General features: G+C 42.0%; 10 protein-coding genes and 1 pseudogene. 3 read left to right on the forward strand and 8 right to left on the reverse strand.

Annotated elements, in window-relative coordinates; all coding sequences use genetic code 11:
* Positions 1-114: 114 nt before the first annotated feature.
* A complete protein-coding gene (locus M23134_RS37500) occupies positions 115-2,760 on the forward strand; it encodes a phage tail tape measure protein (RefSeq protein WP_053337237.1) in 2,646 nt (881 codons plus the stop codon).
* Between the two features lie 62 nt (positions 2,761-2,822).
* Complete coding sequence (locus M23134_RS04010; protein WP_045112975.1) at positions 2,823-3,050, forward strand: hypothetical protein; 228 nt, start codon at positions 2,823-2,825, stop codon at positions 3,048-3,050.
* 105 nt (positions 3,051-3,155) lie between these two features.
* Here the strand turns inward: M23134_RS04010 and M23134_RS04015 are convergent, their stop codons facing one another.
* The 4 genes and pseudogenes from M23134_RS04015 to M23134_RS42015 form a co-directional block, all read right to left on the reverse strand.
* Positions 3,156-3,692: a hypothetical protein gene (locus tag M23134_RS04015; protein WP_002694095.1), complete on the reverse strand. Its 537-nt coding sequence runs from the start codon at positions 3,690-3,692 to the stop codon at positions 3,156-3,158.
* 1 nt (position 3,693) lies between these two features.
* Entirely contained in the window at positions 3,694-4,395 is a 702-nt protein-coding gene (locus M23134_RS04020; RefSeq protein ID WP_002694096.1) for a hypothetical protein, read from the reverse strand.
* Positions 4,379-4,993 carry a hypothetical protein gene (locus tag M23134_RS42010; RefSeq protein ID WP_232296777.1) on the reverse strand — a complete coding sequence of 205 codons (615 nt, stop codon included), beginning with the start codon at positions 4,991-4,993 and terminating at the stop codon, positions 4,379-4,381. Before M23134_RS42010 ends, M23134_RS04020 begins: the two co-directional genes overlap by 17 nt.
* A gap of 78 nt (positions 4,994-5,071) precedes the next feature.
* A pseudogene (locus M23134_RS42015) lies at positions 5,072-5,374 on the reverse strand (polymorphic toxin-type HINT domain-containing protein); the annotation flags it as partial.
* Between M23134_RS42015 and M23134_RS42020 the strand changes: the two are divergent.
* Positions 5,351-5,599 (forward strand): transcriptional regulator, encoded by a 249-nt coding sequence (locus M23134_RS42020; RefSeq protein ID WP_232296771.1) that lies wholly within the window; start codon positions 5,351-5,353, stop codon positions 5,597-5,599. The pseudogene M23134_RS42015 and the gene M23134_RS42020 overlap by 24 nt on opposite strands.
* Positions 5,600-5,751: 152 nt before the next feature.
* Here M23134_RS42020 and M23134_RS04035 read toward each other — a convergent pair whose 3' ends face one another.
* The 4 genes from M23134_RS04035 to M23134_RS04050 form a co-directional block, all read right to left on the reverse strand.
* Positions 5,752-6,384, reverse strand: a complete 633-nt coding sequence (locus tag M23134_RS04035; RefSeq protein ID WP_045112978.1) for a hypothetical protein — start codon at positions 6,382-6,384, stop codon at positions 5,752-5,754.
* Between the two features lie 6 nt (positions 6,385-6,390).
* Positions 6,391-10,482: a polymorphic toxin-type HINT domain-containing protein gene (locus tag M23134_RS37505; RefSeq protein ID WP_002694099.1), complete on the reverse strand. Its 4,092-nt coding sequence runs from the start codon at positions 10,480-10,482 to the stop codon at positions 6,391-6,393.
* A 31-nt stretch (positions 10,483-10,513) separates the two neighbouring features.
* Entirely contained in the window at positions 10,514-12,880 is a 2,367-nt protein-coding gene (locus tag M23134_RS04045; RefSeq protein WP_002694100.1) for a fibronectin type III domain-containing protein, read from the reverse strand.
* A 280-nt stretch (positions 12,881-13,160) separates the two neighbouring features.
* Positions 13,161-14,774 (reverse strand): helicase associated domain-containing protein, encoded by a 1,614-nt coding sequence (locus M23134_RS04050; protein ID WP_157558328.1) that lies wholly within the window; start codon positions 14,772-14,774, stop codon positions 13,161-13,163.
* Positions 14,775-14,954 lie beyond the last annotated feature (180 nt).

The raw sequence follows: 14,954 nt of genomic DNA on the forward strand, positions 1-14,954 counted from the left end.
AAATAGTGGAGTTTGCTCATGTGGTTGCGGAATAGTTGCATAATGATGAAAAGTGTAAAGGTGGTTCCATTCAAAAACTGCATATAGCAAGCAAAAAACAGACGCGCTACATCAATGAAAATCTACGAGTTTGCTCTCAAAATGCGGGACCTGGCAAGTTCCAAAGTGGAAAAGCTACACAAGCTGGCTGGCAATACCAGGTCTAAGGTAGAACAGCTCGGAGCTCAGGCAAGTAAGGCAGCGGGCAAGTTTCAGCAACGCTTCCCGGCGGCAAGTCAGGCGGTCGCTGCTGTAGGCAATGCCACCTCAAGGGTCATCCGCAAAATGGGCAAACTTCGTCAGGTAGTGGCTTCGGGAGTGAGCACTGCCTTTAAAGGGCTCAAAAAAGCCATGCTTGCTATAGGCGTGGCAGCTACCCTTGCTTTTGGAGTGGCAGTCAAAGAGAGTATGGGCTTCAATGCCCAGATGAGCCGGGTGCAGGCAGTGACTGGAGCTGCCGGGGCTGATATGCAAATAATGCGCAAAAAAGCCATGGAAATGGGTAAAAGCACTAAGTTTAGCGCCAAAGAAGCGGGTGAAGGTTTAGAGGAACTGACCAGGGCTGGTTTTACTGCCAAAGATTCGGCGAGTGCCTTGGGTGGAGTGCTTGACCTGGCGGCGGCTTCGGGGGTAAGTCTTGGTAAAGCCGCCAAAACTACTTCAGGCATTGTCAATGGTTTTGGTTTTGAGGCAGGCAAAGCTACTTATGTAGCGGATATTTTGGCGAAAACGGCCAGTTCTTCAGCCACCGATATTGAGGGGCTGACCGAAAGTTTTACTTACCTGATGTCTACTGCTAAACCGCTGGGCATTACTCTGGAAGAGTCAGCTGCGGCCATTGGCATTTTGGGAGATGGCACGCTTACAGGTTCTATGGCAACCACTACCCTTGCCTCAGGGTTGAGCAGACTTGCCAAACCCACCCGCCAAATGCGCACATTAATGAAAGGACTGGGCATTGAAATGTTTGACTCCAAAGGTAAATTTATTGGGCTGGCCAGCATGACCCAGGAGCTTGAACGGGTCACCGCCAATATGACTGACAGGCAAAAGCAAGCGACTTTATCTACTCTTTTTGGCGCCAACGCGCTTAAAAACTTTTCAACTTTACTTGACACCCGAAAAAAAATACAAATTGATGCCACCAATGCCACCCAGGTAGCGCTGATGAAGCGACTCATTGGGGAAAAACGTTTGCAGGCTGCCCTCAAAAATGGAGGAGAGACTGTACTCAAAGGAGCGGAGGCACTCAAGGCGTACAATCTGATTCTGGCAACTTCTGAAGGTACTGCCAAAAAAATGGCCAAAACCATGGAAGATAACCTGGCGGGGGATGTGACCAAGGCAAAGTCGGCTTTCAGCGGCTTGATGATTGAAATTGGCGACCGCTTTGACCCTTTCCTGCGCCGGATGACCCAATCAATGACAGGGGTGCTGAGCAACCTGGGCGAAAACTTCGGAATGTATTACAAAACCCTCAGCGATGCTTTTGCACCTTTACGTAAAGCCTTTGGGCAGTTCAAGCGCGATTTGTTGGGGGCACAAGGTAGTCTGGGCGACTTTGGCAATGCTTCACTTGGCGTAAAAGAAGTGGTACAGGGCATTGCCCAGGCAGTCAGCTTTGTCTCGCCTTTTATTGCCACGATGCTTGCTAATATCTCAGGGTTGATTGGTCGCCTGGTCACTACCTTTGCCCCCATGAAAGATCATATTCAACAGCTGCTTGGTGGGTTGCGCACCAACCTGCTGATGGTCAGCCAGGATGTATGGAACATTGCGGGCAACCTGATTGGGGCACTATCACCCTTGATTGAGGTGGTGCTCAATGTGGCAAATACGATTATGGACAACTTTGGGCACATCTGGAAGGCAATCACCGGGGTGGTAAATATGGTACTGCCTTTTGTCTACCAGCTTGCCGATTCCTTTCGGGCAAACGTGGATGTGGGGGGCTTGCTGGATAGTGTCATGAGGGGCGTCACGGCAGTGATCAATGGTTTGCGCCCAGTGCTTCGGGTGATTTTACGTCTGCTCACTCCTTTGGGCAAGCTCTTTTTGTGGATTGGGGGCATTTTGCTCAAAGTGGTAGGGGTTGCCTTTGAAGGTTTGGGTACCACTGTGGGCAAAGTATTTGGTGGCATAGGCGATTTGTTCAACTGGTTGATTGACAAGTTTAGCTGGGTGTTCAACAAGATCAAACAAGGGCTGCGCCTGATTGGGGTGATGTCGAAAGAGGCAGACAGCGTGAGTCAGAAACAAAAGGATAAAATCCAGCAAGATAAAAAGCCAAAGCCTAAAACTATTGCCGAAGAACAACAGGAAAAGGAAGAAAAAGAGCGTAAAAAACGGGTTAAAAAACTACAGGATGAGATAGACCAGTTCAACGAAGACCGCAAGAAAAAAACGGTGGATACGATGACTGGTGCGGCTTTCAACACCTTGATTGCCCCCACTAAACAATCTGGTAAAACCACCAGGGCAACCCCGGAAGGCAGCAGTGGGGCAAGCACCACCAGTGCCAGTGGCATGAGCAAAATCACAGGCGGAGGCAGCAAACAGGTCAATATCAATATTAATGTGGGAGCGATTAATGGCATTGCCAATATTGAAAACGTGAACAGTTTAGACTCTAAAGGTCAGGAGGTGCAACAATCAGCCGATTTTATTGTACAGGAGATTGTCCGCAAGATCAATGGGGCAATGATGGTGCAGGAGGGGTAGGCCAGCTTTAATAGTGAGCTATGCCTGGTACTTTTCACCTGTAACTTTATTGATAAGAAAAAATGGTATATCAAACAAATCAGCGGTATACAAGTACGTTTGCCGTGAGGTGTGTAATATGTCAACTCTTCGCCCGCATTGGTACGGTCGCCACCTCCTTGTACCAGCGAGGGCTGAAAGAAACAAATGCATTCCCCACTCGCAGAGAATGCATTTTATATAATCTGACTGCTTTGCTGAAAGATGTAAAGCCAGGCAGACTTATTCTTAAAAAAGCCATAGACAAATGATTTGGCTTTCACTTTCTAACAATCAATATTTCGTTTGCTTCATAACCGCATTATTAAATGCTCGTAGAAAAAAGGAACGCATTAAAATGCGCACTAGTGGGGTATTTACCTAGCGTTGTTTGAAATATTAGTTATCATACTAATTTTCGTAATCAAATCTATTTTGTTTTTTTGAGAGTTAACATCTTCATATTTCAACTCTTGAAAGTCGTTATTATCTTCATTGAATACTGTAAGTAGCAGATGATAACAAATCTCATTTAAAGGCAGTATCAATATTTTAACACTGTTTTGCTGGTATTTAAAAGAACAAAACGGAATATGAAGCTCCCAGTCGCTTAACTTAAAGACTTGAAGTTCTTCTTCCAAAAGCATTAACTCTTTATTGACTAACTCTATTTCACTTTTCACAAATTCTTTGCCTGCACTTGTAACTTTATACTCTGCCATTTGATCGTTAGAGTTAACTTGTTCCAAGTACTCGTGTTGTAAAAAATGAGTTAAAAAGAATCCTGGTGATATGTCAGACTTAAAAAGGTATAAAACTGTTCTATCAAACTTATACAGCGAAAAGGAAGAATCTAATGTTATAAAATAGCATAAAATGCCCTTTTCCATTTTTTTTATAGTATCGCTCATCATATCAGTTGAATGGTGGCCTCAACCATACATCTTGACTACTTAGTAAATGTAATGGAGCCTCATCAAGTTCTGCATCATCCTCAAAGTGTTTTACATAAGCATAGTAAGGCATGTTACTCAAATAAAATATATTCGAGGGAACACAGTTTGCTTTTTTGGTAAAGAACTCCATATCATTAATACATGAAAGTTCATTTTTTATACTGTCAATTTCTTGTAAAGCTTTTGCCAACCTAGAGGCATTATGTTTCCAAACATCATACTGTTTGGCTCCTGTCTTAGGATTACAGGGTAAAAATGCTAGATGATTTACATTTATGTCAAAAGATAAACTAAAGGTGCTTTCTAAAATGATAGAAATAATATTATCAAAATGAAATGACTTATTTTGACTGTCATAAATGTAGCCATTACAGGTTATTTTTATTGAAATATCTTTATAAAGGTTTTCATGAAGCTTCAAATAATTTTGAGTAAAGTTTTGCCAATCCTTAACGTCATTAAAACCTTTGGGTTTGCTCAATCTTATGCTATTAGCCAATTCATGATTTTTAAGTATTTTAATTACTTTTCCTAATAGTATAAAATTTTCCTTAGTGTGTTTTTTATTCCTTGTTGGTTGCTTGCTCAAAGGTTTATCAACAGTAAAAGACCAGCTATAATAATCATCAATGTATGGGTTGTCTTTATTCAACAATGTCATAAGTTATGCTATCTTTAGTTCTTATTTTAATAACCACTCCCGAATATCCAGGATCGTTTTTTAACCCTTGTATATTTTTATAATATGAATCACCATAACTATCCAGTTTTTGTAAATCACTCAAGGTGTGATTTCTAAACTCAAGCTTTACCTCCCTGTAATAAGTTCCAACCTTTGTTGCTTCCTTTACTTGGCCAATGGCTTTTTTTACTTTTTTCAGAGTATTAGTTAGTACTCCAAACGATTTATATTGAATAGCATGATCAGTGCCCAAATTATCAAAGTTTCTCATGACAAAATCAAGGTCACCATCTGGGGTATTGACCTCAAACTGTAGTGTTTTTCCCTTGTTTATAAATTGCTTTGTATCCGTCGTAACCTGAACAAAAGAATGGTATGCTGGTATAACCTCAGCTTGGATATTTTTTTTCATTGCCAACTTAGAAATTAAATCATCGTATCCGCTAACACCAATAAAATCGTTTTCTACTATTTTTTGAGCGACAGAGGTTCGAAGAGTTAATGGTATTTCTTCGTTATTTAGGTTATTTATTGCTTGTTGGAGTTTTTTACCTCTCCATTTAAATCTATTTGCCATTGAGTTTAGTTGGTTGGCAGCTTCGTCAAACAAGTCATACCCATTAGCATTATGCACCAACACCCCAGCCTTCCCAACAAAATAGTTGTGGTGCTTGGCGACCGAAAAATTGTAAACCCTGGCATTGGTATCTACCTTGACCAGACTATCCAATGCCAACCTGCGTGAACGGAACAAGTGTAAACTGTCACCCTGGCTCAAATTGCCTGACTTTACCCATTTGCCCGCCAGATAAAATGGGTGGTCAGGCGTAGTTTGAATAATTTCGTTGCCAAAATATAAATTTATAAGTTTTTGGGTCTGCCTTACAAACACTTTGGTTACCCGCTTCAATTCTTGCCTACCTGTTTTTTCATTATGGCTCCATACCCAATCGCCCACTCGGATGTCCTCTATTTTTTTGTAGCCTGTACGAGTGATGAGCTTGTTAATTTTGACGGGAATGTACCTGAAGAAATAACTATAGGAGATAAAAGCCTCACTGAAAAGGTAAAATTGATTGCTTTGCTGGATGAAGACGAAAAAAATGTAGTCTTCAAAATGATTGATGCTTTCTTGACTAAAAAGAAGTTCAAAGAATTTTTTGAACAACAATTGGCTTCTTAAAATAACAAAACCAAGTACAATGGCTTGGCTTTAACTTTCTAATAATCAATGTTTTAATAAGACTGTTTTTCCAAAACAGGAATGCGAGACGCATTCAAAAGATAGGCACAAGTTACGCTTCGCTAAACTTGCGCCAGGTGGGGGGGGGAAATCTATAAACTTACTCTTAAACCTTTTGTTGTTGGTAAAAAATAAATTTTCTTATTTTCTTCTGATTGATATATCAAACCACTGTCAATCAATCTTTTAATGCGTTTTTGAACTTGTTCAATAGCTTCCTTTTCATACAACTTGGTTAAAGATTGTCCATAAACCTCTGTTAATGTTATTTTTTCATTTCTCTTAATTATTCCAAGTATTGTCCCGTCCATCCAAGTTGTTTGACTTATTAAAAAATGTAGTTTGCCCTTGGCAATTACTACTTTTTTAATAAACTCTAACAAGTATGCAAAAGCTCCCATAAGATGATCATAATCACTTACACCATAGATTGTTTCCCCAAAAATTGTCATTTGGTGGGGTATAATTGCTGGATTTATTTCTTCAGGGGGTATAATAGGTCTATTATCTAATAAGGCTTTTAATTTCTTTTCAACAGCATTTTTGAATTGAGACACTTTTTCTTTTTCTAGAATTGAATCTTTTTCCAGAGGCTCTTCAACATTGGTAATACTAACAAGTATTTGATGGAGCATTTTAAAGTACTCAGTTGAACTTGAACCTGAGGGTCCCTCATAAGGTAATGTCACATTAGAATCGATTTGTATTTGCTTTTCTGTGTTCATGCTTATTTAGTCTAATTTTTCAAAAATCACTCTCACATCTGTCTTATCCAAGTCATTTACACTTACAACTTTATACCCATGTCTTTCTGCTATTTTACCTGTAAAGGTACTTCGTGCTGCTTCAACTTTATCGCCGCTTTTAGCAAAATTTTCCAAGTAAGATTTCAAATTCTGAGAATATCCTCCATAATCTTTATATAGTTCAATATTTTTTGTCCAACGTGCCTCAAATTTTATAAAATGCTTTTCTAAGTTTTTAAAAGCATCATCAAACATTTTAGTACCTAAACCTTTTACTTTTAAGTCTTTTACTGCCTGTGGAACATTGAAATTCAAATGTAAAACTCCATCTTTTACATAAGCAGTGCCCATATTTTTTGATACTACTTTGGGACGAAATCCTTTATGTGTTTTAAAAGAATAAATTCTACTTGTAGTATTTCCTCCATTATTCAAAAACAACCTACCCACATCCAAACCATCTCCATTCATTATATGAATTTTGTCAAGCCTTCCTCCAATTTTCATCCATTTTGCATATCCACCTGCTTGTTCAATTTCATCCAAATTGTCTATTACTTTTCTCATCCACCTGGGTTCAGTTCTTATTGCATCAGCTACTTTTGCATCATACAACACCCTCCACCCCTCCACCAACTCAGGCTTTGCCTCAAATTTAGCCAAAACAGCATCTACATCCTTAAAGTCATCTAAAAACTTCGCCTTGTCATTGCCCAAGGCATTGATTTTATCTTTGAGTGGTTGACTGTTGGTGCGGGCAAGCAAATCATCATACCCATTAGCATTATGCACCAACACCCCTGCTTTGCCCACAAAGTAATTATGGTGTTTGGTGACCGAAAAATTGTACACTTTAGCACTGGTATCTACCTTGGCAATACTATCCAGTGCCAACCTGCGTGAACGGAACAAGTGCAAACTGTCACCCTGGCTCAGGTTGCCTGCCTTTACCCATTTGCCCTCCAGATAAAAGGGATGCTCAGCGGTAGTTTGAATGAGTTCGTTGCCTACATAAAGGTATACCAAGCGCTCAGTTTGTCTTATAAAGGTTTGGGTCACCTGTTTCAACTCTTGTTTGCCCGTTTGCTCATGATAGCTCCACACCCAATCACCTACTTTGATGTCTTCTATTTTTTTGTAGCCCGTGCGGGTGAGTATCAAGGTGCCTGCCACAAAACAAGTGCGCTTGCCATTGGGTTGGCAGTGCACCAACTCTTCGCCTGCATTGGTGCGTTGCTTATAAATCACAATGTTCATCTCTGTGCCATCGGGCAAACGAGCTGCTATGGGTTGGGTAGCCTCCCCTCGTGCCCTCAATGCTGCCAGGTCTCCAGCAGGTTGGGTACGCAAAGCCCTGGTTACTTCCAGCTTACCTTCAGAGTTTAATTGGGCAAGGGTTTTATCTGCTTTTTTAATTTTAAAAACCCCACTTTCTTTCACTAATTTAATCGCCTTATTACTCAATTTTTTGGTCACCAGGTTGAGCTTGGTGAGGGTGGGGGCTATTTTGGTAGTCAGGTTATCCAGTTGTTTGCCCGTAAACTCAATAAAACCATTGATTGTTTTAGGAGCCCCTACATAAATAGACAGCAGGTCTACCAACACCTTGCCTTGGGTATAGTTGGTAACAAAATTGTTGCAAGTGGCTTTGCTATACTCTTCTTTTACGAGCTTCCAAACTCCCTTTTTCCTGAGCTTGTTCATCGCTTGCGCCATCTGATTACGTATTTTGGGATCGCTAAAATACCCCGAAATCAGGGAAATCATCTGGGTAAAGCCCTTCAGCTGCCCCAGCATACCATTGTATACCCCGGCAAAAAAAGCAAAATCTTCCTGTAATTTGGTGCGAAGCCTTTGGTCTTCAATCATCCCAAACATATTTTTAAAAGCAGGAGCGTAAGCATATTGGCAAGCTTTACAATCACCCACCTTTGTTTTTACACACAAAGGGTTCCAGTAATGGGGTTTTATTTCTATGCTATCAATAAGTGACGTTACCGCATCGGCAAAGCCTCTTAAATAGAAACAAAATTCGTCTTTGACTGCTCCTGCCGAACCAGCCGCATATTTTGCCCAGGCAAAAATTGCCGAATTGGTACCAAACAAGGCTTTATATTGTTCTTTTACCTCGGGGCTGGATAAGGGAAAGGCTTTGCCCGCTTTTTCTGCTTTGATGATGTTAGGGCTGAGTATGGTGTGGTTATTCGCAATGTATTGGTGGCGCACAATCAAATCCTGTATGCTGTATTGATACTTTGGCGACTTGCCTGTGTAGTCCTTTGCATAGCGATTATAACCTTGGGGGATTTTTTTGGTCTTAGTTGCCCACACAGTATACATTTTACCCGAATAAGCACCTCTTATTTTACCCGGAAGGGTAGTATACTTTCTTCTGAGTTCGGTTTCGCTTGTATAACCTTCTTTGAGTATTTCCTGAATGATATGATAAGCACTGCCGCCCAAATGGTGAGCTCCGGTGTTGTCAAACTTTTGCTCAAAGTTTACCAGGTTGAGATTTTCATTTTTGCCAATGGTGGTAGTAAGCAGGTTAGCAAACTTAATCAGTTTTGCCTTGTGTATGCCAGCGGTTTTGACATATTTAAAGTAGAGCAACATGCCCCAGCCAGCCGCTAAGCGAGGCTGAGTATTTTGGGCACTTGCCAACAGCTTATCAAAATCACAACCTGTTTGCTTGACAGTGGTTCGGCTGTTCTGTACGTCAAAGTGATGGGGGTTTATCGCTCCCTTGATATTGCTGCGATTACTTGGGGTGGCAAGCACGTTGTTCCAGTAAATGTCTTCATAACAAACCGTTTTTACTACTTGCAAGTCTTTTAGCAAACTCCAAAAGCCACTCATATCAGCCGAGTTGATGTAGGCCGAGTTCAAGTAGGGTTTTCTGTATTTACGGGCTCTCAGGCGCTTATTTTTCTCTAAGATAATGTTTTGAGTAGGAAACCAGTTTTCGGGTTTAAATAATGCAGGATTGAGTCTGGCTTTACTTCCTGTTTTTACCCAGACAGGGTACTTTGCTGGGTTTTGTTCCGACAACTTGACGTGCTGAGCTGCCAGTCCTTTCAGATAATAGCCTAAAAACTCGGCACCACTACCACAGCTTGTCCCATTGGCAGGTCTGATAAGTGCCACATACTTTTTGCCATTCTTGCCAATAAACCCTTTGAGACTACCGTTGCAGCTTAACCAAAACTGCAAAGATTTTTTTTGCATATTGCTTACACTAATGGCCTTGCCAGAGGGAGTCATTACCCCGTCATAGGTTTCTTGGGTAAGCGCAAGATTTGCCACTAATTCATTATCAGATACTTCAATGACCCTGGCACTCGCCCAAGCCCCAGTTTGTCCGGTATTGCCCACCCCCAGTACCTCCTCATACTTCGCTATCAGCTCAGAACTGGGGTTATCCAGGGCAACCTCTTTGGCAAAATTGCCCAACGACTGATGTACCCGGTATATCAGTGCCCGCGCATAGTCATCTTTGGTGTTGACATTTGTCGCCTTGTTTTGCAAGTCAGCCCTGAAATCATTCGCCGTAATTTTGTGTTGCGCCAAACTACCACCTACGGAAAGTCCGGTACTTTGCAGATAACTGGTTTTGATGCCCACCTTTTTGCCTTTGATCGACTTCACAAAATTGATCGTGAGCAATACCGTGTTTTCGTCCAACATCGATTGGGCGTACACCTTTTCTGTAAAGTCTTTGGTTTCCTGATTAAACCGGGTGGCGGCGTTGGGCTCTTCTACCATATCGGGGCTGCGGGTAATGATCACATACAGCGCTTTGCCCGTTTGCTTTTTCAGCAAGTCTTGCAGTTGCTCTATCTTGGTTTTGGTGTCCTCACTTACATAGTTTAAGCGGTCAATCAAATAGTTAGAAGCGACAGTCCGTGCTTTGAGGGTGTTGTGGGTAACTGCCCGATTAATTAGTTTGACCGAAGCTTCAATGTGGGCTTTTTGCAACGAATCGCGGTCGTTTGCCCAGGCTATAGTGCTTGCCCAGATGCTTGATAAAACAAAAAGGAGGAGTACCCGATGAAGTTGTTGTTTGAATGAATGCATGGTATGTATATATGCTTAAAATATCGTTGGTTTATTTCTTTGATTCCTTCTCGTAAATCTCTTTTACTAAATCATCAATGATCTTGTTTACTTCAGTCTCTATCTTGGCTTTGACCAACTTTAGCTTGTTTTGTGACAAGTCTTCCAACAGTTCTTCGCCCAAGCTCTCCATACTTTTCTTTACTTTTTCCAACAGTGTTCCAAATTTGCCAGGGTCATTGATATAAACCAGAATTTGATCGAATCGAAGCTTTTCAAAATCAAACTTTTGGTACACCACTAGCAGCGTATTTACTTTTTCGTCAAAGGCTTTGGCTTTCTTGGTTTGGCTTATTGCCACGTGGGTGGTTTCAGGAAACAAGTCATTGTTTACCTCAGTGCCAGTAGTTTGTCCAGAGGGTGCCAGAGTGCTGTCAGTGCCGTTTACCTTGATCCTAAAACCTTGGTCTTCTATGACTACTTCTGCCCTTAGTTTTTGGTAAGCCAGCCAGTCTTCTTTCTTTTGGGCGGCTAGTTTTTCCTTCTCTGCTTTGCTTCTCCCTCGCAAGGCATCGAGTGCCTCCTTCAACAAATCCTTCAAATCTCTCAATAACTTCTCCAACGTATTTTTCACCATTTTAGCCGCGGCACCCAACACCTTCCCACTACCATCCTTGAGTTTTTTTGCCGCTTCAGTTAACTTCCCATCCTTCCAGTCTTTCTTCCCATCCTCAATCGCCTTTTTACCAATCTGGATGGTTTCCAGTAGCTCGGCTTTATCGGGACCATTGTAGTTTTTTACCCACTGTTCTACTTTTTTGAGTACCTGGTCTATTTTGCCCATTGCCTGGTCTATCTTGTCCAGCCCTCTTTCTATCTCGTCAAATAAATTGTTGATTTCGCCCGTAAAGCTCAGGTATTGGTCGCGCCACTCGTCGGGTATGATTTGAGTGCCCGCCCCAGTGGTGGTCAATTCCCCATCGATGAGGCGTTTGTCGGTGTTGATCTTGATGCGGTCGAAGCGGGCAAAAACCCTGGCTCCCTGAAAAAACTTGATGTGGGTGTAGGCTCTGCCCGCAAACCAACCTCCCCCCAAAGGTTTGACTTCTACCAGGGTAAATTCAAAGTCAGCCGCCATGATCTTGTCGCCTACTCGCAAATTTGAGATCGGAGTTTGATTGCTGAGGTCTACCACCAGGGGTTTGCCGCATTGTACTCCGGTAGGCTTGGGAGTGGGCATTCTAAAATCTACGGTGGCGGTTTCTTCGCTGCCAAAGGCGTTGCAGTTGGCGGTAAGTTTGAACGAATAGGATACTCCAGGTTCCATATCGTTGATTTGGGTGCGGTTAGAGAGGGCACGTTGGGTGTACCATTTATAGGCGTCGCCTTCGCGTTTGAAGTGTACGGTATAACCCGTGTGGTCGGGCAAGGCATCCCAGTCGAGTTGTACCTGGTAGGGATTGAGGGCAGTTGCCTTTAAGCGAATCGGGATGGGGCAGGGTTTGCCATAACGAAATACCCGAATCTGGCTCACTCCATCGTTGATAAACAAAGTTCTGCCTTGGGGATCTCGCGCTTGGATGCGAATGGCGTACCATTTGCCCAAGCCCAGGGCAGGTTCGGCTTGCATGCCATAGTTGTAAGTCAGGCTAGTTGTGCTGGCACGAAATATTTCGGGACCCAGACAATTGAATATTTCGCCTTGAGATATTCGGCTGGCGGCTTGGTTATTTGTGTTCAAGTCACTATATTGGTTTTGACAATTGGGGCGTAGCTCATTCAATACTAACTCATACTCAGGATTGAAAGGAGTGTTGGCGGGTCTTGTCCAACTGATCGGAATGGGTTTTAAGCTTTGATTGCTTCGATTGGTCTGACTCATCATTAGCGGAAAATTCAGAATGGGTGGCTGCAAAGCAAATACCCTTAGTGTTTTCTCCGATAAAATATCTACATTGGACACCGACACAGCAGGGCGGTAACGATCTACAAATGAGAAGGATAGCTTGTAAATACCATCAGGGATTCTTTTCGTCTTTAAATACTGTTGCCGAGAATACCCCTGAAAATCTAAATTGTTTACATCGAAGTAATCCGCCAAATCTGAGCCATTCATTGTTTGGCTAGGTCCCAAATCGAGCAAGGGCAAATAGTTAGCCCTGGTTTGAATGACAATTCCCCTCCCATCCATACTTTCCAATTTGATACGTAAATAACCAGAATACGAGGTGACCCCATTTAATATAAGATGCAGGGTAAGGGCGCTAGAATAGCTATAGGAGTGTAAAAAGGGGCTATGAGGCGGACTGACTGTGGCGATTAACTTGACGCTATAGTTTCGTTGAGCAGTGGTGTGACCGCTGGCTCCTAAAAGCAAAGCTCCCACAATCAGGAGGCACTTGAATAAATGGATGCGCATTACCTTGGTTTGGTTTAAGTAGTTGGTTTTGAGCTTTAGCCATTAGCTTTTTTGTTCCTGACTTTTAGGCTCTATCGAACTTTAGTTGTTAGCCTTTTCTTTATCTTGGCTATTGACTGAAAGGCTATCGATTAGATATACCCATCTCAGTGGTGGTTTTGGACAGTTTTAACAAAAAACATTTTGAAAAATATGGAAAGGCAGGCATTACTTGTTCAAAGATAGTCATTTTAAGTAGGTTTACGCTCACAATTTGCCCTTGAAACTGTCGGGGTAAGGTTTAGTTGATTTTCTTAGTTTTTGGAAAATTCCAGACAAAACCAATGCTGTTAAGCAAGTTTATTCGACCTTTAGACAAGGTCCCCTTTTTGAAACAAGCCCTTTGGTAAGCTGCCCAGACGTTTAAACTGCCCAATACTGAATCTCTTTTAGGAATATTGAAATGCCCATGTTCAGCCTTAAATGCCTTCAACTGTTTAAACCTTACTTCCCACGCCTGTTCTAATACAGGGGTTTTTCCTTTATATGACCAAGCAAAATCAATATGGTCAAGCAACGCTTTCCGGTTTGGTTTAAGCTTTCCTTTTTTTAAGAGCGCTCTTTGCGTACCTACCCAATTTCTCAATACTGGTTTGTCTGTAGGTACTTGAAAATGCCCCTCTATGCTCTTAAATTCCTTGAGCTCATTAAATCGTTTTGTCCAACGATTTTCCTCGTCTAATAATTTTGCCTCAGCTCCATCATTTGGACTCACTCCAATCTCCTGAAGAAGATTTACTTTGTCTGAATCCAGCTTGTTTTTTCTAAGACGATGCCTTTGTGTAGTAGCCCAATCTGCGAGCTCTTTTAACTCCTCTGAACTATGAGGTACCCGAAAATGTCCATGTTCAGTATGAAAAGCCTTAAGTTTTTCCAGCATCTTTAGCCAACCTTTCTCAGTTTCTTTACTTTCCCAATCAAAGCCAATGCTGTTGAGTAACTCTATATGTTGTTGGCTTGCCAGGCCTTTTCTATAGTAATGCCTTTGGGTAACTAACCAGGTACACAAGACAGAAAGTTCCTGACTAGTTCTGGGTACCCTAAAATGCCCATGTTCCGCATAAAAGGCTTTGAGTGCCTCAAACCTTTCAAGCCAACGTTTGTCTCTAACCACCGAAGCCCTGGCTTTGTCTTCCCTTGACCACTCAAAACCAAGCCCATCAAGAAGAACCTTGCGATGGGGCAAAATCTTCCCTCCTTTAAACCTCTCTCTCTGGGAAAGAACCCAATGTGCTAAAGTTTTAGTTTCCTTGATTTCTGAAGAAGGGTTACAATGCCCATGCTTGGTCTGAAATGCCTTTAGCTCAGCAAATCTATCATTCCATAAGTCATCATATACAGGCAAGCTTGACCATTTTTCTTTTAATGACCAGGAGAATCCGATGCTATCCAGTAATTCAATACGTTTTTTAGATAGCTTGCCCTGTTTACGGCGCCCGCGTTGTTTGCTCTCCCAACAACTTAGCTTTATCCCTTCTGGAGTTTGACGGCTTGCCGTAATATGCCCTGTTTTTTTAAAATAAGCCGACAGCTTGTCAAAAGTTGTCATCCAACCCCCCTCTTTTTTGGACAGATGACTGTATTTTGCTGAAATTACCTGCTTCTGCACTTGCCAGGTAAACCCCAACTTGTTCAACAACTCTTTTCGCCACGAAACCATTCTCATCTTATTGATTCGTTGAGCAGATACCCAATTTCCCAAGGCTTTGTTTTTCGCCCATCCAACGGGTACTCTACAGTCTCCGTATATTTTTTTGTAGGCCTTCAGCTCCAGGTAACGCACGTACCATTGCTCATCGCGCCAGTCCCAACTATAGGGTTTGTCAAAAGGATAAGTCCATTCTTTATCTTCCATAAGACCTAAAATAAACAATATTTTGGAAACACTCAGGTTTTGGGAAGTGTTTTCATCACTGATTTTAGCTTCAAAAAAAAGCCTGTAACCTTGACCACAAGCTTTTTTTAACTGTATCGGCTGCCAAGAAAAAAGCAAGAAGAAGCAACTGTATTCAAGGAGTAAAACCCCAACTTACTA

Origin of the sequence: Microscilla marina ATCC 23134 (genome assembly GCF_000169175.1) — a bacterium.
In the GTDB taxonomy this organism is placed as follows: domain Bacteria; phylum Bacteroidota; class Bacteroidia; order Cytophagales; family Microscillaceae; genus Microscilla; species Microscilla marina.